The organism is Corynebacterium sp. TAE3-ERU16 (genome assembly GCF_019209935.1).
Taxonomy (GTDB): Bacteria; Actinomycetota; Actinomycetes; order Mycobacteriales; family Mycobacteriaceae; genus Corynebacterium; species Corynebacterium antarcticum.
In genome coordinates this window covers 23,281-44,733 of sequence record NZ_JAHUTN010000010.1, presented here as the reverse complement: position 1 = coordinate 44,733, position 21,453 = coordinate 23,281, and the positions used below count along the sequence as shown (strand labels likewise).

20 protein-coding genes are annotated in these 21,453 nt (G+C 67.6%); 7 read left to right on the top strand and 13 right to left on the bottom strand.

What is annotated here, in order from left to right; genetic code table 11:
* Window positions 1-683: 683 nt before the first annotated feature.
* The 4 genes from KRX55_RS10255 to rplS form a co-directional block, all read right to left on the bottom strand.
* A complete protein-coding gene (locus KRX55_RS10255) occupies window positions 684-989 on the bottom strand; it encodes a DUF2469 domain-containing protein (RefSeq protein ID WP_198736179.1) in 306 nt (101 codons plus the stop codon).
* On the bottom strand, window positions 986-1,660 hold the full coding sequence (locus KRX55_RS10250; RefSeq protein ID WP_218407711.1) for a ribonuclease HII: 675 nt from the start codon (window positions 1,658-1,660) through the stop codon (window positions 986-988). The genes KRX55_RS10255 and KRX55_RS10250 overlap by 4 nt, the downstream gene beginning before the upstream one ends.
* A gap of 44 nt (window positions 1,661-1,704) precedes the next feature.
* On the bottom strand, window positions 1,705-2,529 hold the full coding sequence (gene lepB / locus KRX55_RS10245) for a signal peptidase I (RefSeq protein ID WP_370625827.1): 825 nt from the start codon (window positions 2,527-2,529) through the stop codon (window positions 1,705-1,707).
* A gap of 161 nt (window positions 2,530-2,690) precedes the next feature.
* Complete coding sequence (gene rplS / locus KRX55_RS10240) at window positions 2,691-3,032, bottom strand: 50S ribosomal protein L19 (RefSeq protein WP_218407639.1); 342 nt, start codon at window positions 3,030-3,032, stop codon at window positions 2,691-2,693.
* Between the two features lie 254 nt (window positions 3,033-3,286).
* On the opposite strand from rplS, the gene KRX55_RS10235 reads away from it, so the two are divergent.
* The gene (locus tag KRX55_RS10235) at window positions 3,287-3,757 is read left to right on the top strand and encodes a rhodanese-like domain-containing protein (protein WP_218407638.1); all 471 of its coding nucleotides are present in this window, start codon (window positions 3,287-3,289) and stop codon (window positions 3,755-3,757) included.
* A 23-nt stretch (window positions 3,758-3,780) separates the two neighbouring features.
* Here KRX55_RS10235 and KRX55_RS10230 read toward each other — a convergent pair whose 3' ends face one another.
* On the bottom strand, window positions 3,781-6,102 hold the full coding sequence (locus tag KRX55_RS10230; protein ID WP_218407637.1) for a Tex family protein: 2,322 nt from the start codon (window positions 6,100-6,102) through the stop codon (window positions 3,781-3,783).
* Between the two features lie 100 nt (window positions 6,103-6,202).
* Between KRX55_RS10230 and KRX55_RS10225 the strand changes: the two genes are divergently transcribed.
* The gene (locus KRX55_RS10225) at window positions 6,203-6,559 is read left to right on the top strand and encodes a GntR family transcriptional regulator (RefSeq protein ID WP_218407636.1); all 357 of its coding nucleotides are present in this window, start codon (window positions 6,203-6,205) and stop codon (window positions 6,557-6,559) included.
* A 19-nt stretch (window positions 6,560-6,578) separates the two neighbouring features.
* Window positions 6,579-7,538 (top strand): hypothetical protein, encoded by a 960-nt coding sequence (locus KRX55_RS10220; RefSeq protein ID WP_218407635.1) that lies wholly within the window; start codon window positions 6,579-6,581, stop codon window positions 7,536-7,538.
* Here the strand turns inward: KRX55_RS10220 and trmD are convergent.
* Both trmD and rimM read right to left on the bottom strand, forming a co-directional pair.
* Window positions 7,535-8,773: a tRNA (guanosine(37)-N1)-methyltransferase TrmD gene (gene trmD, locus KRX55_RS10215; RefSeq protein ID WP_218407710.1), complete on the bottom strand. Its 1,239-nt coding sequence runs from the start codon at window positions 8,771-8,773 to the stop codon at window positions 7,535-7,537. The genes KRX55_RS10220 and trmD overlap by 4 nt on opposite strands.
* 5 nt (window positions 8,774-8,778) lie before the next feature.
* Window positions 8,779-9,291 (bottom strand): ribosome maturation factor RimM, encoded by a 513-nt coding sequence (gene rimM / locus KRX55_RS10210; protein ID WP_218407634.1) that lies wholly within the window; start codon window positions 9,289-9,291, stop codon window positions 8,779-8,781.
* Window positions 9,292-9,402: 111 nt separating this feature from the next.
* Here rimM and KRX55_RS10205 point away from each other — a divergent pair, with 111 nt between their 5' ends.
* Together KRX55_RS10205 and KRX55_RS10200 are read left to right on the top strand one after the other, a co-directional pair.
* Window positions 9,403-10,233, top strand: a complete 831-nt coding sequence (locus KRX55_RS10205; RefSeq protein WP_218407633.1) for a class I SAM-dependent methyltransferase — start codon at window positions 9,403-9,405, stop codon at window positions 10,231-10,233.
* A 7-nt stretch (window positions 10,234-10,240) separates the two neighbouring features.
* Window positions 10,241-10,642: a cupin domain-containing protein gene (locus tag KRX55_RS10200; protein WP_218407632.1), complete on the top strand. Its 402-nt coding sequence runs from the start codon at window positions 10,241-10,243 to the stop codon at window positions 10,640-10,642.
* Between the two features lie 56 nt (window positions 10,643-10,698).
* On the opposite strand, the gene KRX55_RS10195 is transcribed toward KRX55_RS10200, so the two are convergent.
* Window positions 10,699-12,318 carry an ABC-F family ATP-binding cassette domain-containing protein gene (locus tag KRX55_RS10195; RefSeq protein WP_218407631.1) on the bottom strand — a complete coding sequence of 540 codons (1,620 nt, stop codon included), beginning with the start codon at window positions 12,316-12,318 and terminating at the stop codon, window positions 10,699-10,701.
* Between the two features lie 221 nt (window positions 12,319-12,539).
* On the opposite strand from KRX55_RS10195, the gene KRX55_RS10190 reads away from it, so the two are divergent.
* A complete protein-coding gene (locus KRX55_RS10190; protein WP_370625826.1) occupies window positions 12,540-14,018 on the top strand; it encodes a peptide MFS transporter in 1,479 nt (492 codons plus the stop codon).
* A 496-nt stretch (window positions 14,019-14,514) separates the two neighbouring features.
* Here KRX55_RS10190 and rpsP read toward each other — a convergent pair whose 3' ends face one another.
* The gene (rpsP, locus tag KRX55_RS10185; protein ID WP_218407629.1) at window positions 14,515-15,000 is read right to left on the bottom strand and encodes a 30S ribosomal protein S16; all 486 of its coding nucleotides are present in this window, start codon (window positions 14,998-15,000) and stop codon (window positions 14,515-14,517) included.
* Between the two features lie 367 nt (window positions 15,001-15,367).
* Between rpsP and KRX55_RS10180 the strand changes: the two genes are divergently transcribed.
* The gene (locus KRX55_RS10180; protein ID WP_218407628.1) at window positions 15,368-15,589 is read left to right on the top strand and encodes a hypothetical protein; all 222 of its coding nucleotides are present in this window, start codon (window positions 15,368-15,370) and stop codon (window positions 15,587-15,589) included.
* A gap of 19 nt (window positions 15,590-15,608) precedes the next feature.
* Here KRX55_RS10180 and ffh read toward each other — a convergent pair whose 3' ends face one another.
* The 4 genes from ffh to KRX55_RS10160 form a co-directional block, all read right to left on the bottom strand.
* Window positions 15,609-17,273: a signal recognition particle protein gene (gene ffh, locus KRX55_RS10175; RefSeq protein ID WP_218407627.1), complete on the bottom strand. Its 1,665-nt coding sequence runs from the start codon at window positions 17,271-17,273 to the stop codon at window positions 15,609-15,611.
* A gap of 105 nt (window positions 17,274-17,378) precedes the next feature.
* Window positions 17,379-19,511, bottom strand: a complete 2,133-nt coding sequence (locus tag KRX55_RS10170; RefSeq protein WP_218407626.1) for a [protein-PII] uridylyltransferase — start codon at window positions 19,509-19,511, stop codon at window positions 17,379-17,381.
* Between the two features lie 5 nt (window positions 19,512-19,516).
* Window positions 19,517-19,855, bottom strand: a complete 339-nt coding sequence (locus KRX55_RS10165; RefSeq protein ID WP_218407625.1) for a P-II family nitrogen regulator — start codon at window positions 19,853-19,855, stop codon at window positions 19,517-19,519.
* 94 nt (window positions 19,856-19,949) lie between these two features.
* A complete protein-coding gene (locus tag KRX55_RS10160; RefSeq protein ID WP_370625825.1) occupies window positions 19,950-21,278 on the bottom strand; it encodes an ammonium transporter in 1,329 nt (442 codons plus the stop codon).
* Window positions 21,279-21,453 lie beyond the last annotated feature (175 nt).

The following is a 21,453-nucleotide window of genomic DNA, read 5'->3' as shown; positions in this document are numbered from 1 at the left end:
ATCGGAGGTTCCACATCGCCGGGCACTGTGCATTACCCACCATGAACCGGAGTTTGTCCACCGGGGGCTCGCGAATCACATGAAAGGGCCGATGCAGAGGGCAGAGGACATTCGAGACAGCTAGCCCCTGCGACCGGCGTCTACCGATCCCGTATCCCGATAGCAGCCCCGGGAAACCGAGAGCACGCCAGAGCGGATGCACGAGAATCTAACCAGCCTTGACGTCCAGCTCGATGCCAACTTCATCGAGAAGGTGGCCCCTCCCCTATTGCGGCCTTTACCGACGCTGGTGACTCAAATCCATTAACCGGTGCCGATCCAACTGAATCTTCGCTGCCAGCGACGGTGCCTCACCAACGGCACCCGGACGGTTCCCTTTGGCGAATTAAGCGTGACTACGAAGTCGGAAACCCGATCACGCGATCTTTCTACCGCCACCGGTTCCCAGATCAGAACCGAGCGATGACCGGATACAACGCGTGGGGACGAAGCAAAGGGATTCGTGACCGTACAACAAATGTCCACTATCGGAGTCGGGAAACAAAACGACGGTCCGGCTCCCTGAAAAGATCCGACCCTACCGGGCACCACGGTACGAAGGCACCGGCGAACCTGTCGGGATGTAATTCGGAAGCCGAAACCGCCCGACCCACGGAACCCGCTCCGAAATCGCTGACCCCGAATCACTCCGGGATGATCATCTCCGGTTTGTCGAGTTCCTCGATGTTGACGTCCTTGAACGTGATCACGCGGACGAAGCGCACGAAACGTGCGGAGCGGTACATGTCCCAGACCCAGGCGTCGGACATGCGTACCTCGTAGTACACCTCGCCGTTGGCGTTGCGCGGGATGAGTTCCACGGCGTTGGCGAGGTAGAAGCGGCGCTCGGTCTCGACGACGTAGGAGAACTGGCTGACGACGTCCCGGTACTCGCGGTACAGCGACAGTTCGACCTCTGCCTCATAGTTCTCCAGTTCCTCGGCGCTCATTCGTGCCAGACCTCCTCGGGGCCGCGTGTGACAGCTGACGCTGACCCGGCGCACCACTGTCGGTGTGCCGTGGCCACATTGGCGTAAGTGTAGCGGTGGACGGGGCTTGCGCCGTGGCGGCGCACCGCGTCCATGTGCGCGGAGGTTCCGTACCCCTTGTGTCCGGCGAAACCGTAGCCGGGGTGCGTTCGGTCGAGTTCGACCATGATCTCGTCGCGGGTCTGTTTCGCCAGGACGCTGGCTGCGGCGATGCACCGGGCTGCGGCGTCGCCACCGATGATCGGCAGGCTGGGTGCCCCGAAGCCGGGGACCCGCATGGCGTCGGTGAGGACGTATCCGGGCGGGGTGGCGAGCTGGGCGACCGCGCGGCGCATTCCGGAGATGTTGGCGTGCTGGATGCCCCAGCGGTCGATGTCGGCGGCGTCGATGAGCACGACCGACCACGCCAGTGCGGTGTCCTTGATCAGCGGTGCGAGGCGGGCGCGGAGCGCGGGACTGAGCTTCTTCGAGTCGGTGAGGCGTTCGAGTTCGGGGATGGGCCGGTCCGGGAGCACGCACGCCGCTATGGAGATCGGTCCGGCGCAGGCGCCCCGCCCGGCCTCATCGACACCGGCGACGGGTCCGAGACCGTGTTTGTCGAGGGTGTGCTCGAGGGTCCGGGCGTGGGGCATCCGCCGGATCCGGATCCGGCGCACGGTGTTCACCGCCACGACGGTCAGTTCTGGATGTCGGGATCGTCGACGAGGCCGATGCGGCTGATCGGCAGGATGATGGCCTGCACCTTGCCGCGGATGTTCTCCTCGGGGATGGTGCCCTGGAACTGGTCACCCAGGTGGTAGCGGGAGTCCGCGGAGTTGGTGCGGTTGTCGCCCATCACGAAGATGTTGCCCGCGGGGACGGTGATCGGGCCGAAGAACGCGCCGCCGCACTCGACGGAGCCGGTTCGTTCGTCGATGGGGTAGGTCGGGGGCCGCTGGATGAAGGAGTCGTCGACCTTCTTGCCGTCGACCATGACTCCGGGGTCGCCCGCCTGGCATTCGATGGTCTGTCCGCCGGTGGCGATGATCCGCTTGACCAGCGTGTTCTCGTCGGGGGCGACGAGTCCGACGTAGGAGCCGAGGTTCTGCAGGCCACGGATGGCGGCGTTCTCGGAGCGGTGCGTGGTGAACTGGGAGTTCCAGGAGTCCGTCCCCTTGAACACGACGACGTCGCCGGGTTTGGGGTCGCTGAACCGGTAGGTCAGTTTGTCCACGGCGATCCGGTCGCCGGTGCACCCCTCACAGCCGTGCAGGGTGGGTTCCATGGACTGCGAGGGGATCAGGTAGATCCGGCCGACGAACAGCTGCATGATCGCCACAACGACCAGGGTGAGGACGACGACCACGGGGATCTCGACGTACCACGGGTAGGCGCTCTTCTTCTGGCCGCGGGGTTCGTCTACGGGATCTGTGGTGTTCTCCGTGTGGCCGTGTACTTCCGTCTCCTCGATCTCGTGCGGTGTCCGATCGGAGGCGGGTGTGGGGTTCGTCGGTTCGTTCACGTCGGACCACGTTACCAGCACCACCGCCGCATTCATCGGAGCAGCGTATCCGGGGAATCGTGGTCCGGGAAAAGGAAAACCACCCCGGCCCTCCCGCCGGAGCGGGAGGTGAGGTGGTCGAGGCTGCATCCGACGGCGCGTCAGCGCCTGTCGGGTGTGGGTCAGCGCTTCTCCTTGATCTTGGCTGCCTTGCCGCGCAGGTTGCGCAGGTAGTACAGCTTGGCACGACGCACGTCACCGCGGGTCAGTACCTCGATGTGGTCGATGTTCGGGGAGTGGACCGGGAAGGTACGCTCCACACCGATGCCGAAGGAGACCTTACGGACGGTGAAGGTCTCGCGGATGCCACCGTTCTGGCGACGGATGACGACACCCTTGAAGACCTGGATACGGGACTTTTCGCCCTCGATGACCTTCACGTGCACGTTGACCGTGTCGCCGGCGCGGAAGTCCGGGACGTCGTCGCGCAGCTGTGCGGCATCGACCTTGTCGAGAATATTCATGTGTTGATTCCTTAGCTTCTGGTGCTGGACAGAGGACCCTGGCGGCTCTTCCCACTCAGATCGGGCGCTCGGCCGGTTCGTGCCCGGTACATGTGCGTCGTCACCGGGACACACCCGGTATGACAACTGCCCAAGTATGCCACCATCAGCGCGCGTTCACAAACCCGCGACGGACACCGCCCGCGCCGGTCCACGGCGCTCCTGCCGGGCGCGCGGCACACCGGTGCGGGAGCACATGGGGCATGATCGGATGCATGAAGAAGATGATCTGCGTTCTCGTCCTCGGCTCGACACTGCTGGCGTCCTGTGCCGGAGGGGGCGATGCCCCGGAGAACGACGCCGCCACTACGGTGACGTCGACCGGATCGGCGGGCGCATCGACGTCGACCACCCGGGTCCCGGAATTCGACGGCGGGCACGTCTCCCCCGCCGAGTTCGCGGCGGCAGTTGATTCCGGTGCGACGGTCCTCGATGTGCGGACCCCGGAGGAGTACCGCGAGGGACACATCCCGGGGGCCCTGCTCCTCGACGTCAACGCCGACGATTTCGACGCGCTCGCCGGGCATCTGAACGAGGACACCGACTACGCCGTCTACTGCCGCAGCGGTTCCCGGTCCCGCGAGGCGATCGAGCGTCTGCGGGATGCCGGGGTCCGGCGGACCGTCGGGCTGGAGGGCGGGGTGAAGGCGTGGCCGGGTGACGTGATCCCGGGAGAGCCGAGCTAGCCGGCGAACTGACCCGGGGCGTCTCAGTTCCCGAAGCCGGCCTTCTTCAGCGCGTCCGCGAGTGACCCACCGGGGGAGGGTCTGCCGCCGGCGTTGCCGCGGGCGCCCTGTCCCCCGCCGCGTCCCTTCCGGCCGCCACGGTTGCCACTGTTCCGGGTGCCGCCACCTGCGCCGCCGCGCTGCGGTTTCGGTGCGGGGGCACCTGGTTCGTCGTCGAGCCGTAGGGAGAGCCCGATGCGTTTGCGGTCGACATCGACCTCCATCACCTTGACCTTGACGACCTGTCCGGAGCGGACGACGGTGTGCGGGTCCTCGACGAACTTCGTGGACATGGCGGAGACGTGGACGAGTCCGTCCTGGTGGACGCCGACGTCGACGAACGCGCCGAAGGCCGCGACGTTGGTGACGGTGCCCTCGAGGATCATGCCCGGGGTCAGGTCGGAGATCTTCTCCACACCCTCCCTGAATGTCGCCGTGGTGAACTCGGGCCGGGGGTCGCGACCCGGTTTGTCGAGTTCGGCGATGATGTCTGTGACGGTGGGCAGGCCGAAATTGTCGTCGGTGAAGTCGGCCGGGTTCAGGGACCCGAGGACCCGGGAGTTACCGATGAGGTCGGAGACGCCGAGTCCGGTCGCTTTCGCGATGCGGCGGACGACGGGGTAGGCCTCGGGGTGGACGGCGGAGGCGTCGAGGGGGTCCTCGCCGCCGGTGATGCGGAGGAAGCCGGCGCACTGCTGGAAGGCCTTGGGGCCGAGCCTGGGCACGTCCTTGAGGGCGCGGCGGGAGGGGAAGCGGCCGTGCTCGTCGCGCCAGCCGACGATGTTGTCGGCCAGCGTGGAGCTGATCCCGGCGACGCGGGTGAGCAGCGGCGCGGAGGCGGTGTTGAGGTCCACGCCGACGGCGTTGACGGCGTCCTCGACGACTCCGTCGAGGGTGCGGGCGAGCTGCGTCTGGTTGACGTCGTGCTGGTACTGGCCGACACCGATGGATTTGGGGTCGATCTTGACGAGCTCGGCGAGCGGGTCCTGGAGCCTGCGGGCGATGGACACCGCGCCACGCAGGGAGACGTCCATGTCGGGGAACTCGGCGGCGGCGAGGCTGCTCGCGGAGTAGACGGAGGCGCCTGATTCACTGACGACGACGGTGGTGGGCTTGCGCCCACCGGCCCTGGCCAGGAGGTCCGCGACCTGGTGGGAGAGTTTCTCGGTCTCCCGGCTGGCGGTGCCGTTGCCGACGGCGATGAGTTCGACGCCGTGGGTGGCGCACAGGTCGGCGAGTTCGCGCACGGCGCTGTCCCACCGGTTCTGCGGCTGGTGCGGGTGGATGATGGTGGTGGCCAGGACCTTGCCGGTGGGGTCCACGACAGCGGTCTTCACGCCGTTGCGGTAGCCGGGGTCGAGGCCGAGGGTGGCGCGTTGGCCGGCGGGCGCGGCGAGCAGGACGTCGCGGAGGTTGGTGGCGAAGACGTCGAGGGCGCCGGCTTCGGCGTGTTCCTTGAGGCGCATGCGGACGTCGAGTCCGGAGGAGACGTAGAGCCTGGTGCGCCAGCCCCAGCGGACGGCATCGGCGAGCCAGGTGGAGGCGGTGACGTCGAGGTCGAAGCGGTCGGCGATGAGTCCCTGGTAGAACTCGTCGTCGCCGGCGTCGAGGTCGAGGTGCAGCACGCCCTCCTTCTCCCCGCGCAGCAGGGCGAGGATCCGGTGGCTGGGCAGCCGGGTGAAGGGCTCGGAGAACTCGAAGTAGTCCTTGAATTTCGCGCCCTCCTGTTCCTTACCCTCGACGACGGTGGCGGACATGCGTCCGCGGCGGTACATCTCCTCGCGGACCTCGCCGACGAGGTCGGCGTCGGTGGCGAACCGGTCGATGAGGATGGCGCGCGCCCCGTCGAGCACCTTCTTCGTGTCCTCGAAGCCCTCGCAGATGTAGCCGGCGGCGGCCGCATCGGCGTCGGTGCCCTGTTCGGTGGTGAGCGTGTCGACGAGGGGTTCGAGGCCGGCTTCCCGCGCGGTGTCGGCCTTGGTCTTGCGGCGCTTCTTGAACGGCAGGTAGAGGTCCTCGAGGCGGGCCTTTGATTCGCAGGCGGCGATGAGCGCCCGGAGGTCGTCGGTGAGCTTCCCCTGCTCCTCGATCGCGGCGAGGATGGTGGCTTTGCGGTCCTCGAGCTCGCGCAGGTAGCCGAGCCGCTCCTCCAGTTGCCGGAGCTGGGTGTCGTCCAGGCCACCGGTGGCCTCCTTCCGGTAGCGGGCGATGAAGGGCACGGTGTTGCCTTCATCGAGGAGGGCGACGGTGGCCCGGACGTGGGCTTCCGGGACTCCGAGTTCACGGGCGATGGTGGAGATGATCATTCGCTCCAGTCTAGTGGCCGGTGCCGGGGCTCTTGACACCCCTTCGGATGGTGCTAGTTTGATTAGCACTATCAGTTCTTCATTCTTCCGGGAGGACCACGTGCTGATCACCCTGGACACCTCGTCACCGGTGCCCGTCTACACCCAGCTCGTCGCGGCGCTGACCCGGTCGATCACCGACGGGGATACACCCGCGGGCGCAAGGCTGCCGTCGGCCGGGGAGCTCGCCGAGGCACTCGATCTCAACCGGAACACGGTGCTGCGCGCCTACCGCCAGCTCCGCGACCGGGGCCTGGTGGAGCTGCGCCGGGGAAAGGGCGCCACGGTGCTCCGACCGCCCGAGCGAACCACCGCCGTGGAGAACGCCCTGGACACCCTCGCCCACCTCGCCAGGGAGTCGGGTGTCTCCCTCGACCAGCTCACCGCGTCCCTCGCCGCGCGCGGCGTCACCGGATGACCCAGAACGGAGCCCAGCCATGAATCCCGCGACCCGCTTCCGGATCCTCGCCCTCGGGGTACCGCTGCTCATCGCCGTCACCCTCACCGTGATCGCCGCCGTCATGTTGCAGGGGCACCGGGGCGAACTGGCGACGCACTTCGCCCTCGACGGAACCCCCGACGGCTTCATGCCTCCCACCGCGTTCCTCCCGGTGGTCGGCGTTACGACCATCGGAACCGCGGCACTGATGGGCGCGTTGGCCGGAACCCGCCAGCGGTTTCTCGCCGGCTGCGCGGGATTCACCGCGACCTTCATGGGCGCACTGGAGATCCGGACCGTCCACGTCAATCTCGCGGCCTTCTCACCGCAGGATGTCCGGCTTCCCGCGATCGAGGTCCTGCTGTTCCTGGTGCTGTCTGTGGCGGTCGGGGCGCTGCTGGCTCGGGCGGCGACGCCCGTGCCGAAGGAATCCGACGGGGAGCGGGTCGCCGCGGTGGTGCCGGTCTCCGGGTCCCGGCGCGCCGTGTGGTTCGGCCACGCGACCGCCCGCCCGTGGCTGATCGCGGTGACGGTGGGCATCGGCGCCGTGTTCACCGTCATCGGCCTGCTGATCCCGGACGACACCGGTGGCACGGACCGGGTGATGATCGGCTCGGGCGTCGTTCTCGTCGTCGTCGGACTGATGTTCACCCGGGTCCGGGTGCGCGTCGACCACCGTGGTCTGACCTGGTCGCTGTGGCCGGGACTCATCCGTTCCACGATCCCCCACGAGAAGATCACCGGGGTCCGTGCGATCGACCTCGACCCCCGCGAATGGGGCGGCTGGGGCTGGCGCCTGAGCGCACGCGGTACCGCCCTCGTCCTGCGCGGCGGGCCGGCGATCGTGCTCTCCCGCCGGACCGCGGCCGATTTCGCCGTCACCGTCGATGACGCCGACACCGGGGCGGGGCTCATCCAGGGATACCTCGACGCCCTCCGGGAGGAGAAGGAGAGCTAGGGTCTCCAGGCGCAGGCGGCGCCCGAGCCGGGCTCGGTGTGGCCCTCCCCGGAGGTGCCGTACCAGTAGGTGTCTTCCGGCAGTTGGGCGACGACGGCCTTCGTGACGGCCCGGAGATCGAGGGCCGAGACCCCGTTGACGATCACGCGGTGCAGCACCTCGGAGGTCGGTGCGTGACCCTCGGCCTGCATGAACTGGGCGACGAGCATGTTCTCCGGCTCGCAGGACAGCGAGATCTCCTCGGCGTGCACGGTGGCCTCCAGGTAGCCGGCGCGCTCGAGACCCCGGCCCAGCTTCCGCGAGATCTTCCGCCACTCCCCCGGTGTGATCAGCAGATTCAGGTCGGTGGACACGGGCCGTGGTGCGGTATCCGCGAGGATCTTCTCGTCGTCGGTGTTCAGGGCGTTCTCCAGTCGTAGTTTCTCGATGAGTTCGGGGCGCCGGTCCGCGGTACGGAGCAGTGACCGCTCCCGCCGCCAGGCGTCGACGTGGGCGTGGTTGCCGCCGATCAGCACCTCGGGGACCTCGAGCCCGCGCCACTCGCGGGGTTTCGTGTAACTCGGGCCCTCGAGCAGCCCGTCGGAGAAGCTGTCGTCCACGTGGCTCTCGGCGTTGCCGAGGACCCCGGGGATCAGCCGGACGATGGCTTCCGCCATGACGAGGACCGCCACCTCGCCACCGATGAGCACGTAGTCCCCGATGGAGACCTCACGCACCCGGTAACGGTGTGCGGCGTCATCGACCACCCGTTGGTCTATGCCCTCGTACCTGCCGCAGGCGAAGACGATGTGGTCCTCGTGGGACCAGGCGCGAGCCATCTCCTGGGTGAAGGGCGCACCGGCGGGGGTCGGGACGATGAGCAGCGGGGCGGTGCCGTCCTCCCCGTCGCGGACGTCACGCCGGGTGTCGTAGCCGGTGAAGTCCGCGCCCGACAGGTCGTCGTGCCGGGGGCGGTCGACGTGGGGCTGGGCGGAGTCGAGTCTGTCGGCGACCGCGGCGGGGCCGGTTCCGGCCGCGATGTCGTCGAGTGCCGGACCCCACACAGTGGGTTTCATCACCATTCCGGGGCCGCCGCCGTAGGGCGGGCCGTCGACGGAGCGGTGCACGTCCGTGGCCCAGTCGCGCAGATCGTGGACGCCGACGGAGAGGATCCCGCGTTCGATGGCCTTGCCCAGCAGGGCGTGCCGCAGGGGATCGAGATAGGCGGGGAAGATCGTCGCGACGTCGATGCGCAGCCCGCTCACAGGTCCAGCAGCCCTTCCGGCGGGGTGATCGTGGCGGTCCCCGACCCGAGGTCGACGTCGGGGACGATGGCGTGGACGAAGGGGATGAGCACGTCCTTGCCCGTGTCCAGTCGGACCTCGAGCGTCTCCCCGGCGGGGCCGTGCAGGACGCCGGTGACCTCGCCGATCTCCGCTCCGTCCTGCACGATGCGCAGGCCCTCGAGCTCGTGGTCGTAGAAGCCCTCCTCACCGGGCTCCGATTCGCGGGGGGCCCCGAAGAACCGGGTGCCGCGCAGCGAGTCGGCGGCGTTCCGGTCGGCGATCTCCGCGAACTTGATCAGCAGCCGGTTCTGGTGCCCGCGCACCGAATCAATGGTGAGTTGGTGCTCGCGCCCACCCTGGCGACCGGTGAGCACCTCACCGACGACGAAGCGTGCCTCCGGTTCATCGGTGGTCACCTCCACCGAGACCTCGCCCCTGATTCCGTGGGACTTCACCACGCGTCCGACCAACAGCTCCACATTCTCCATGGCCAATGATCCTAACCGACCCGGAACAGGCACCCGAACATCCGGGAATGTGGACGATGTTTGATTAGGCTTGCTTGTGTACGCTCTTTCCCCCGCTGTCAGGAGAACACCATGTCCCAGAAGCCGGCCGAGAAGCCGCAGAACACCAGCACTCCTCTTCCCGCGAGCGACCGGGAGGCAGGCAAGGCCCCCGGACACTGGCTGCTCGCCAGGGTCGGGAAGAAGGTCCTGCGCCCCGGTGGACGTGAGACCACGGAGTGGGTGATCAACCACCTGCCCGTCGAGGGCCACGCTGTCGTGGAGTTCGCCCCGGGCCTCGGGGTGACGGCCGCGGAGCTGCTCGCCCGGAAGCCGTCCAGCTACGTCGGTGTCGACGCGGACGCGGACGCCTGCGCGATCACCGGTTCCAAGCTCCCGCAGGATGACCCCGACTTCCGGATGCAGCTCGGTTCCGCGAAGGAGACGAACCTCGAGGCCGGGTCCGCCGATGTCGTCATCGGCGAGGCGATGCTGACGATGCAGACCGACAGACACAAGCTGGAGATCATGCGGGAGGCGCACCGGATCCTGCGCCCCGGCGGCCGGTACGGCATCCACGAGCTCGGTCTGCACCCGGACAACCTGGATCCGGTGATCAAGAACCGCATCCAGAAGGATCTGGCCCGCGCCATCAAGGTCAACGCGCGCCCCCTCACCACGGAGGAGTGGACGGCCCTGGCGGAGGAGGCCGGTTTCCGGGTCGTGGATGTCTACCATGCCCCGATGGCGCTGCTCGAGCCGAAGCGTATGGTCGCTGATGAGGGCCTGCCACGGACCCTGAAGATCATCTTCAACGTCCTCCGCCAGCCCGAGATCCGTAAGCGGGTGATGACGATGCGCCGCACGTTCACCACCTACGCCGACAACCTGAACGCCATCGGTATGGTGCTCGAGAGGAAGTGACAGGAACATGGAGATCCCGGTCAACCAGCCGGACACCTTCGGCGAGCCCGAACATGAGACCACCGGAACAATGACGGTGCTGGACCTCGTCGAGGAGGCTGCGGACGCCAACCCCGACCGCAGGGTCCCGGCCGTGAAGCGGATCCTGGAGGGCAACGGGGCGAACATCATCACCTTCAGCTTCGCCCCGGGGCAGCGGCTCAACGACCACAAGGCCGCCCACCCCATCACAGTGCAGTGTCTCACGGGGACGCTCGACTTCACCTGCGGCGAAGAGACGGTACGGATGAAACCCGGAACCGTCCTGCACCTGGACGACCACGTCGTGCACCGCGTCGACTGTCCCGCCGACGCCGCCGGGGAACGCAGCATCCTTCTGCTGCACATGCTCACCGGCGAACGGCACTGATCCACCATCGCGAGGGAGGACGGCCCCCAATTTAGCCCCGGTGTCCGCACCGGGGCTCAGTGCCGTTCCCGGACCTGTCCGCCGGACACCTCCAGTACCCGGGTCGCCCGGAACGTATCCCGCATTCTGCGGTCGTGGGTCACGAGCAGGACGGTACCGGGGAAACTCTCGACCGCCTGCTCCAGCTGTTCGATGGCCGGGAGGTCCAGGTGGTTGCTCGGCTCGTCGAGCACGAGGAGGTTGGTTCCGCGCACCTGCAGCAGTGCGAGGGCGGCGCGGGTCCGCTCCCCCGGAGAGAGGGAGTCGCAGGCGCGGTGGACGTGGTCGCCGGTGAGGCCGAACTTGGCGAGCAGGGTCCGTAGCTCCGCGGTGGCGAGATCGGGTTCGTGCGCACCGAACACGTCGACGAGTGGTTCGGTACCGCGGAACACCTCGCGTGCCTGGTCGATGCGTCCGAGTCGGACACCGGACCCGAGTGCGGATGGATCGGTGAGCAGGCCGAGCAGCGTGGATTTGCCCGAACCGTTGGCGCCGGTGATGAGGATCCTGTCCCCGTAGCTGATCTGGAGATCGACGGGGCCGAGCCGGAAGTCACCGAGATCCACCACGGCGCCGTCCAACGTCGCCACGACGTCCCCGGAGCGGGGTGCCGCCGCGATGTCCATCTGCAGCACCCATTCCTTCCGCGGTTCCTCCACTTCCTCGAGCCGGTCGAGGGCACGTTCGGACTGGGCGATCTTCCCCGCCTGCTTCTCACTGCGCTGCCCGGCGCGATGTCTGATGTGTTTGTCGTTGTCGGTGGATTTCCGGATCGCGTTCTTCGTTCCCTTGTCCAACCAGGTCTTCTGGGTCTGGACCCGGTCCTTCAGGGCCCCGACCTTGTCGGCGTATTCCTCGTATTCCTCCCGGGCACGCTCCCGCGCCCGCTCACGTTCGACGAGGAAGGACTCCCAACCGCCGTCGTAGACGGTGATCTGGCGCTGCACCGAGTCCAGTTCCACCACGCCGGTCACGGTGCGGGAGAGGAACTCACGGTCGTGGCTGACTATCATCATGGGCCGGTGATCGGAGGCGACGAAGTCCTCCAGGATCTCCAGACCCGCGAGATCGAGGTCGTTGGTGGGTTCATCGAGCAGCAGGATGTCGTGTCCGGCGAGCAGGATCACCGCCAGATTGGCGCGCGCCGCCTGACCTCCGGAAAGTGCCGCCATGGGCAGGTCGGGGGCGACATCCAGCCCGAGGCGCTCCGCGACGCGCTCGTACCTTTCGTCGAAGTCCGCACCCCCGAGATCGAGCCATTCCTGGAGTGCGGCACTGTAGGCGTCACCGGTGGCGTCGTCCCCGGTGGCCAGCGCCTCGGCGAGAGCGTCCATCCGTTCCAGGGCACCGGTCACACCGGTGCGCCTGGCGATGAAGGCGCGAACGCCCTCCTCCTCACGTTCCACCTCCTGCTCGAGGAGCCCCACGGTCGCATCGGGCGGTGAGAGCAGGCGCTCACCGGTGATCTCGGCACCGGTGTCCGTATCCGCGCAGACGGCGAGAAGAGTGGATTTACCGGCTCCGTTCGGTCCCGTCAGCCCCCACCGCTGCCCGTCCGCGACCACGAGGTCGAGATGCTCGAACAGGGAACGCGCGCCATGGGCGGCGCCGAGATCACGCAGGGTGAGTATGGTCATGCAGACAGGGTACAGCCGTGGACACGCGCGGATGACCGAGGAGCGCTGTTCCCCGGTGATGACCGGGTAGATGTCTTCAGCCACCACTGCGTCGCTCCACCGGTGTATCGGGTACGTGAGGAAGGAACGGGGCTCGTCCGGGGCACCTCAGGTCAGGCGAGCAGGCGGCGACACACGGCCCACCTAGTGGGGGAAGCGAGGTAACACGCATAATGGAGGACATGACTAGCTCACAGCAGGTCGGCGGACCGGCAAGAGAGAAGACCTTCTTCGGCCAGCCATGGGGCCTGGCCAACCTCTTCGGTGTGGAGATGTGGGAGCGTTTCAGCTTCTACGGCATGCAGGCCATCCTCGTGTACTACATGTACTTCTCCGTGGGCGAAGGCGGGCTCGGCATGGACAAGGCCCAGGCCACGTCCATCATCGGCGCCTACGGCGGTCTCGTGTACATGGCCGCACTCGCCGCAGCTCTGGTGGCCGACCGTTTCCTCGGATCCGAACGGACACTCTTCTGGTCCGCGGTACTGGTCATGCTGGGGCACATCTCCCTCGCGGTGCTCCCCGGCGTCATCGGCCTCGCCATCGGTCTCATCGCCATCGCGCTGGGATCCGGTGGCGTCAAGACCAATGCATCGGTGGTGCTGGGGCAGTTGTACTCCCGGACCGACACACGCCGTGACGCCGGTTTCTCGATCTTCTACCTCGGCGTCAACATCGGTGCTCTCGCGGGGCCGATTCTCACCGGATGGTTGCGCGTCACCAACGGGTTCCACTGGGGCTTCGGTCTCGCCGCGGTGGGTATGGCCGTCGGTCTGACCCAGTACATGCTCATGCGGGGAATGACCATCGGTGCCGCCGGTCACGATGTCCCGAATCCTCTGCCCAGTCGGAAGTACCCCCTGTGGTTCGGGGGTGCCGTCGTTCTCGTCGGCGCCTGTGTCCTGCTCGTCAGCACCGGAACCGTGAAGGTCCAGTGGCTGTCCAACATCGTCACGGTCGTCGCCCTCATCGCGGCTGTCGTGCTCTGGTGCCAGATGTACTTCTCCCCGCTCACCACCGCCACAGAGAAATCCCGGCTCATCGGCTTCATCCCGATCTTCATCTCGGGATCGCTGTTCTTCGGAATCTTCCAGCAGCAGTTCACCGTCATCGCCATCTTCTCCGAGACGCGGCTCAACCGGACGATCTTCGGTGTCGAGCTCGCACCCGAAACGGTCCAGTCCATCAACCCGGCCTTCATCATCCTGTTCTCCGTCGTCTTCGCCACCGTATGGACGAAACTGGGCGACCGGCAGTGGTCGAGTCCCGTGAAGTTCGGTGTCGCCAACGTCATCATCGGTCTCTCCCTGTTCTTCTTCCTGCCGTTCGCCGGCGGTGGACCGAACTCCACACCCCTCTACGCCATCATCTGGATCCTGTTCCTGTTCACCATGGCGGAACTCCTCCTGTCCCCCATCGGTAACTCACTGGCCACCAAGCTCGCACCGGAGGCCTATCCGTCCCGGATGTTCGCCGTCTGGATGATGTCCCTCGCGACCGGCACGGCTCTGGCCGGTAGCCTCGCCGGCTACTACCACCCTGAGGACGCCTCCTCTGAGCGCACCTTCTTCATCGTCATCGGTGTCGTCTCGGTGATCCTCGGTGTCCTGCTGATCGCGGCGAAGAAGTGGATCACGGCGAAGTTCGTCGACGTCCGCTGAATCCACAGCACCGGCAACAAACCCCGCAGGCTGTCCACCGTCTGATGTTTCCCGAGTACACCTGACTACCCGGAGCCCCGGGGAGTGGGCGAACGGACTCGGTCGACACCACGGGAAATTCGTCTGCGGCCCGGACGACACCCTGCGCGGGTGTACGGGGCAGATCCCCGCGGACCGGAGAACAGGGTTCGGTCCTCCCGCGGCGGGTCGGGTGGTAACCGGTCGTCGGACCACATCCCCGTGTGAACGGAATTCCGGGCGCCGTCGGCGCCCACCACGGTTCGGTCAGCGGCCTCCCGCGGACGTGTCGGTCCGATCCCGTGGCCCTCGCCCACGATGGTTGCACCCCGGAGGTTCCCACGGCGGATCTGCCGCCGGAGTCGCGGCAGCTCCCCGGCCATAGCCCGGATACACGGGGAAGCCCGTGGTCACCGATGTTCGGTGACCACGGGCTTCCCCGGATCCCGCCGGAGCGGAACAGAGAACTCGAGCAGAACTACTCCGCTGCGGCTTCCTCGGACTTCTCCTCGGCCTCGTCCTCGGCCTTGACCTCGTCAGCGGCGGCCTTCTTGGCTGCCTCTTCCTTCTCTGCGCGGGACTTGCGCTTCTTCTCCGTGATGGCCTCGGCGGAGGGGCCCTCGTTCGCCTCGGCGAGCGCGGCGTTGAACAGGTCCAGTTTGCTCGGCTTCGGCTCGGCGACGCGCAGGGTGCCCTCGGCACCCGGCAGGCCCTTGAACTTCTGCCAGTCGCCGGTCACCTTGAGCAGTGCGAGAACCGGCTCGGTCGGCTGAGCGCCGACGGAGAGCCAGTGCTGTGCCCGCTCCGAGTCGATCTTGATGACGGAGGGATCGGACTTCGGCTCGTAGATGCCGATGTTCTCGATGACCTTGCCGGAACGGCGGGTCCGGGCGTCGGCGACGACGATACGGTAGTGCGGGGTGCGGATCTTACCGAGACGCTGCAGCTTGATCTTGACGGCCATGTGAGGCTCCTTCTTGTTGTTCGGTCACCGGGCAGTACAGACGCCCGCCGGATCAGCGGGCCGGTTCAACCCTTGGATTTAACCTGCGCGTGACCACCGGCCGACCGGGGTCGGGGACGGTGTTACGCAGGAAGGTCTCTTGCTCGTTGCCGTGGACCACCGGTGAAATCCCCGGTCAACCGGGAGGTTCTCCCAGTCATCCCGGGAGAGATCCGGGCTCCGGGCCACCGGTGGTTCAGCGACGGGGTCCGCCGCTTCGACAACCTGGAAAATTGTACCAGCTGTCCGGGAAAGGATCCAACGATCCCGGCCAGGACCGGGCGCGTCTCAACGGTTTCCACCCGATTCTCTGGCAGGGTTGGGTGACATGAACACCAGTCAACGTGCGGCCCGCGATCTCCTCCGGGTCCAGCAGGCCAGTATCGAGGAGGCCGAGGCCGTCGAGCGACTGCGGCAGTCCGTCAGCCGTGCGGTGCGGTCCGGCGCGTCCTGGGGGCAGATCGCCGCGCACCTCGGAGTGACCGAACGCGCGGCGAGACGCCGTTTCGGTTCACCGCCCGCGCCGGAGGACCAGACCACCCTGTTCTGATCCCCGGTGGGCCGGTGCCCTACTTCTTCTTCCCGCCCTGACCGAAGTCCAGGTTGTCGAGGTCGATGTTCTCCATCCCCTTGGGCATCTTCGGCATTCCGGGGAGTTTACCCAGCCCGCCGAGCCCTGGCAGCTTGCCGCCGCCCATCTGCTCCTGCAGCGCCTGCAGTTCCTCCATGCCCGGCATGCCCGCGCCACCCATCCCCGGCATTCCCGGCATGCCACCGGGCACACCACCCGGCATCTGCGGCTGCGAGGGCCCCTTCTTCGGGGGCTTGCGCTTGCCGTTCTTCTTCCTGCGGCCCTTGGGCTTCTTCTTCGTCGCCTTCCGGCCCATGCCCGGCATGCCGAACTGGCCGGCCATCTGACCCATCATCTTCTTCGCCTCGAAGAAGCGCTCGACGAGCTGGTTCACCTCGGAGACGGTGACACCCGAGCCGGCGGCGATACGTTTACGCCGGGAGGCGTTGAGGATCTTCGGGTTGGCGCGCTCCGCGGGCGTCATGCCCCGGATGATGGCCTGGATGCGGTCGAGCTGCTTCTCGTCGACCATGTCGGCCATCTCATTCATCTGCTTGCCGCCGGGCAGCATCTTCAGCAGGTTTCCGATGGGACCCATCCGGCGGATCATCAGCATCTGGTCGAGGAAGTCCTCGAGGGTGAGTTCCCCGGAGCCGAGCTTCGCGGCCGTGGCCTCCGCCTTGGAGTGGTCGAGCATGGACTCGGCCTGCTCGATGAGGGTGAGCATGTCGCCCATGCCGAGGATCCGGCTGGCCATGCGCTCGGGGTGGAAGACGTCGAAGTCCTCGAGCTTCTCGCCCGTGGAGGCGAACATGATGGGCTTGCCGGTGACCTCACGGATCGACAGCGCGGCGCCGCCGCGGGCGTCGCCGTCGAGCTTGGTGAGCACGACACCGGTGAAGTCGACACCGTCGCGGAAGGCTTCGGCGGTCTGGACGGCGTCCTGACCGATCATGGAGTCTATGACGAAGAGGACCTCGTCCGGGTCGACGGCGTCGCGGATGTCGCGGGCCTGCGTCATCAGGGTCTCGTCGATGCCGAGGCGACCGGCGGTGTCGACGATGACGATATCGTGCTGCTTCGCCCGGGCTTCCTCGATACCGCGACGGGCGACGTCGACGGGATCACCGTGGGAGGTGCCCATCTCGTGGTCGGAGGAGTCCACGGCGGTCCCGGGGTCCGGGGCGAAACAGGGCACCCCGGCGCGCTCGGCGACGATCTGCAGCTGCTGGACGGCGCCCGGGCGTTGGAGGTCGCAGGCCACGAGTATCGGGGTGTGCCCCTGCTTGCCGAGGTGGTGGGCGAGCTTGCCTGCGAGGGTGGTCTTACCGGCACCCTGCAGGCCGGCGAGCATGATGACGGTCGGCGGGGTCTTCGCCAGCTGGAGACGACGGGTCTCACCGCCGAGGATGCCGACGAGCTCCTCGTTGACGATCTTGATGACCTGCTGCGCCGGGTTGAGGGCCTCGGAGACCTCCGCACCCGCGGCGCGTTCCTTGATGCGCCTGACGAAGCCGCGGACGACGGGCAGGGAGACGTCGGCCTCGAGCAGGGCGAGCCGGATCTCGCGCGCGGTGGCGGCGATGTCGGCTTCACTCAGCTTGCCTTTGCCCCGCAGCCCCTTCAGGGCTCCGGTCAACCGGTCAGACAGAGACTCAAACACGTTCCACTCCCCTATTGGGCGGCTCGACAACACTGGTAGTTTCACCATGGTAGCCCACGCGACCATGGCACCCTACCTGCAGGTGACCGGTCGCGGTGGGCCGCGTCAGGCGGCGTTGAGCACCCGGTTGACGTCCCGTTCGATCCCGGCACGGTCGGCGGCACCGCCCCGCAGCCGGAAGCGGGCGACCATCGTCGCCCCGGGTGTGGCGGCCTCCATCCAGTCGATGTCGGGCAGGACACTCATCACCGCACCGATCACGCCGGGCCGGTCGATGGTGCGGACCTCGAGGGTCCGGCCGGTCCATGCGGTCGCCGTCGCCGCGGGGCGGACCTCCGGCAGGGTGGAGAACACACCTGAGGCGTAGGCCTGGATGAAAGCCCGTTCATCGATGTCGTCGGGGCGTTTCACCGCCCGGGGCCGGACATCGAATTCCGCCCGGCAGGTGCCGTCGGAGGCGTCGGTCACCATGCGGGAGCCCTGGATGTTCCATTCCTTCGCGGCGATGAGCGCGAGCACCCGGACGATCTCCCGTTGGTAGGCGCCACGCCAGTGCACCCGGAGTTCACCGTTGTCCCGTGCCGTCAGCCCGAGTGGTGTCGGGGCGGTGACGAAGGGACGGGTCGGGACAACAGCGGTCAGGGCCCGGCGCGCACCTGCCGCGAGGAGGTTCACGGCCTGTTCCACGCGCGCGGTCCACACACCGGGACCGGTGGACAGGGCGTCGGCGCGGGTGAGCTGCTGCAGCAGATCGAGGGTGAGCAGGTCGTAGCCGACCGCGTCGAGCAGCGCGCGGACCGTCTCCGGATCGGTGGGGTCCCGGCGCAGCGCGAACTTCATCAGTGTCGTGTGCTGGGCGACGACGGTCTGGGCGCAGCACCGGTCCCGGAACCCGAGGCCCATCCGCGCGGTCATCCGGGTGATGATCTCCGCGCCCACCTGTGAGTGCGGCCGGGAGGCTCCCTTGCCGATGTCGTGGATGAGTGCGGTGAGCAGCAGCAGATCCGGTCGCGGCACGTCCACCGTGGATTCGGCGCACAGACGGACCGTGGCGATCAGGTGCCGGTCGATGGTGTGCACGTGACTGCGTTCCCGCGGCATGAGTCCCCTGATGCGGGACCACTCGGGGACGAGGGGGGTCCACAGGCCGTGCCGGTCCATGCCGTCGATGATGGTTTCCGTGTGCTCGGGGGACGCGAGCAGCGCCACGAAGTCGTCGGCGGCGTGGGCCGGCCAGGGGTCCGGGAGCGCGGGAACCCGTCGCAGCCGGTCCCAGACCGCGTCCGGTACGGTCAGCCCGGTCCGGGCGGCCGCCGCCGCGACCCTCAGCACCAGACAGGGATCATCCATGTCCGGGTCGCGGGAGAGGGTGATGTATCCGCCCCCGTCGACGACGTCCACGTCCAGTGGGCGGCGCGGGGTCCGGCGGATGCCGCCCGGGGTCGGGAGAATCGAGCGCGCTGTGGCCAGGGCATCGGTCAGGGCGTCGTCGGTGGCACGGGCGGCACGCGCGATGGCGCGGGCGAGTTCGTAGCGGTCGGGATAGCCGAGCCGGAGCGCGATGTCGTGGGCGAACTCGGGGTCGAGGACGTCCCGCGGGCGGCGGGCCTCGTCGTGGAGCAGGGTGCGGATGTCGAGCAGCAGGCCGCGCTGCTCAGCCAGCGGTGGAGCGTCGCACAGGTTGCCCAGGGCGAGGGCCGCGATGAGTTCCCCGTCCCGCAACCCACCCCGTCCGTGCTTGAGGTCCGGGTGGGTCATGGCGACCACGGATCCCGACCGGCGCCACCTGTCGATGGCCGTGTCGGTGATGTGGTTGAAGCGTTTCGGCAGGGTGCGGCGCCACTGCTGCAGGACCCTGCGGCGGGCGTCGGCGACGAGGTCCTCGTCGCCCGCGAGGTGGCACAGATCGAGCAGCCCGAGCGCCGCGGTGGTGTCCTCCGCGACGATGTTCACGCAGTCGTCCGGGGTGCGGACGGAGTGGTCGAGACGGATGTGGGCGTCCCAGACGGGGTACCAGATGTCGGCGGCCTCCGCCGGTGGCGGACCGGTGTGCAGGAGCATCAGGTCGATGTCCGACTGCGGGGTGAGTTCGCCACGGGCCAGCGACCCCGTGGCTGCGAGGGCGCATCCCGCGGGGATGTCGATGTCCGCGATGATGCCCAGCGCCCGCGTGAACGCGGTCTCCCGGAGCTCGGGGGCGCTGGGCGGGGTGGAGGTCTCCGCGGGGCTGTCCTGCACGGGGACTAGACCGCGTCGGTTCCGCGTTCGCCGGTGCGGACGCGGATGATCTCGTCGACGGTGGTGACCCAGACCTTCCCGTCGCCGATCTTGCCCGTCCTGGCGGCGTCGACGAGCGCGGTGACGGCCTCCTCGGCGCGATCGTCGGTGGTGACGATCTCGATGCGGATCTTCGGGACGAAGTCGACGGCGTACTCCGCTCCGCGGTAGACCTCCGTGTGCCCCTTCTGCTGACCGAAGCCCTGGGTCTCGGTGACGGTCATGCCGTGCACACCGATCTGCTCGAGGGCCTGCTTGATGTCGTTGAGTGTGAAGGGCTTGACGATGGCGGTGACGAGTTTCATCTGTTTCTCCTGGGGATCGCTGGGGAGCATGTGGAGGGACCGGGAGCGGGTTCTCCCGGCCACTCTACCGCCCGGGACATTCGGGTTCGGCGGATCAGCGGATCGCGCCACCGGCCTGCTCATAGGCCGATTCCCCGTGCAGAGCGAAGTCGATGCCGTTGTGCTCGGCCTCCGGGTCGATCCGCCACCCGATGGTGGCCCTGATCGCGAACGCGATCACCGCGGTGACCACCCCGGAGAGCAGCATCGCGACAACGGCGACGAGGATCTGGATGACGAAGAGCTGGAATCCGGCCCAGCCGCCGCCGGTGAACCATCCGGTGTCCGTGGCGAGCAGCCCGACCCCCACGGTGCCCCACAGCCCGGCGACGAGGTGGACGCCGACGACGTCGAGGGAGTCGTCGAATCGGAAGCGGTACTTGAGTCCGACACCCAGTGCTGCGAGTCCACCGCCGACCGCCCCCAGGATCAGGGAGGTGACCGGGGTCAGGGCGCCTGCGGCCGGGGTGATGGCGACCAGACCCGCGACGACACCGGAGGCGGCGCCGAGGGAGGTGGCGCGGCCGTCCCGGATGCGCTCGACGATGAGCCAGCCACCGATGCCGGCTGCCGCGGCGGCCGTGGTGTTGAGCCAGGCCAGACCTGCGATTCCATTGGCGGCGAAGGCGGAACCGCCGTTGAATCCGCACCAGCCGAACCAGAGCAGCCCGGCGCCGAGCATGACCATCGGCAGGTTGTGCGGACGCTGGACGCTCTTGAGGAAGGTGCGCCGGTGTCCGACGATGACGGCGAGGACCAGGGCCGCGGTGCCTGCGGAGATGTGCACGACGGTGCCGCCGGCGAAGTCGATCGGGGCGATCCGGGCGATCCGCTCGCCCTCCTCGACGACGGTGCCGAAGATCCGGGCGGAGATGCTGCCGTCATGGTGGCTGAGCAGTCCCCCGCCCCACACCATGTGTGCGAGCGGGAAGTAGGCCAGGGTGACCCACACCCCGATGAAGATCAGCCAGGAGTTGAACTTCACCCGGTCCGCGAGTGCGCCGGAGATCAGGGCGCAGGAGATGACCGCGAAGGTGAGCTGGAACCCGATGTCGATCACGTTGGCGTAGCCGGCCGCGCCGACGACATAGGTGCCGTCCGGGTTCACGATCGAGTCCCGTAGTCCGAAGAACTCGAACGGATCGGCCACGAATCCACCGAAGGAGTGGGTGCCGTAGGACATCGACCAGCCGACGAGAATGTAGATGACGGTGACCACGGCAAGTGCGCCGAAGGACATCATCATCATGTTGAGCACGGATTTCTGACTCGACATGCCGCCGTAGAACAACGACAGCGCCGGTGTCATGAGCAGGACGAGGGATGCGGAGATGAGGATCCACGAGGCGTTCCCTGATGCTGCCATTGTCATGTCTGGGGTCACGGTGGGCCTCCTGGTCGTACGCGGGCCCCATCGGTTTTCGGGACCCTCCACGTGTGACGGGGAAGATGATTTCCCCTTCACCACAGCTCTAACTATAGTCCGACAGGTTTAGTTTTCTATAACTGGACAGGTTTTACCCCCGTCCCCCTCTCCACCCGATGCGCGACCTCCGAGA

What these genes read in the sequence shown, in the direction of transcription:
- KRX55_RS10255 (WP_198736179.1), bottom strand. Translation starts at nt 989, where the DNA reads ATGAGCGCCGAGGAACTGGAGAACTATGAGGCAGAGGTCGAACTGTCG.
- KRX55_RS10250 (WP_218407711.1), bottom strand. Translation starts at nt 1,660, where the DNA reads ATGCCCCACGCCCGGACCCTCGAGCACACCCTCGACAAACACGGTCTC.
- rplS (WP_218407639.1), bottom strand. Translation starts at nt 3,032, where the DNA reads ATGAATATTCTCGACAAGGTCGATGCCGCACAGCTGCGCGACGACGTC.
- KRX55_RS10235 (WP_218407638.1), top strand. Translation starts at nt 3,287, where the DNA reads ATGAAGAAGATGATCTGCGTTCTCGTCCTCGGCTCGACACTGCTGGCG.
- KRX55_RS10230 (WP_218407637.1), bottom strand. Translation starts at nt 6,102, where the DNA reads ATGATCATCTCCACCATCGCCCGTGAACTCGGAGTCCCGGAAGCCCAC.
- KRX55_RS10220 (WP_218407635.1), top strand. Translation starts at nt 6,579, where the DNA reads ATGAATCCCGCGACCCGCTTCCGGATCCTCGCCCTCGGGGTACCGCTG.
- rimM (WP_218407634.1), bottom strand. Translation starts at nt 9,291, where the DNA reads ATGGAGAATGTGGAGCTGTTGGTCGGACGCGTGGTGAAGTCCCACGGA.
- KRX55_RS10205 (WP_218407633.1), top strand. Translation starts at nt 9,403, where the DNA reads ATGTCCCAGAAGCCGGCCGAGAAGCCGCAGAACACCAGCACTCCTCTT.
- KRX55_RS10200 (WP_218407632.1), top strand. Translation starts at nt 10,241, where the DNA reads ATGGAGATCCCGGTCAACCAGCCGGACACCTTCGGCGAGCCCGAACAT.
- KRX55_RS10195 (WP_218407631.1), bottom strand. Translation starts at nt 12,318, where the DNA reads ATGACCATACTCACCCTGCGTGATCTCGGCGCCGCCCATGGCGCGCGT.
- KRX55_RS10190 (WP_370625826.1), top strand. Translation starts at nt 12,540, where the DNA reads ATGACTAGCTCACAGCAGGTCGGCGGACCGGCAAGAGAGAAGACCTTC.
- rpsP (WP_218407629.1), bottom strand. Translation starts at nt 15,000, where the DNA reads ATGGCCGTCAAGATCAAGCTGCAGCGTCTCGGTAAGATCCGCACCCCG.
- KRX55_RS10180 (WP_218407628.1), top strand. Translation starts at nt 15,368, where the DNA reads ATGAACACCAGTCAACGTGCGGCCCGCGATCTCCTCCGGGTCCAGCAG.
- KRX55_RS10165 (WP_218407625.1), bottom strand. Translation starts at nt 19,855, where the DNA reads ATGAAACTCGTCACCGCCATCGTCAAGCCCTTCACACTCAACGACATC.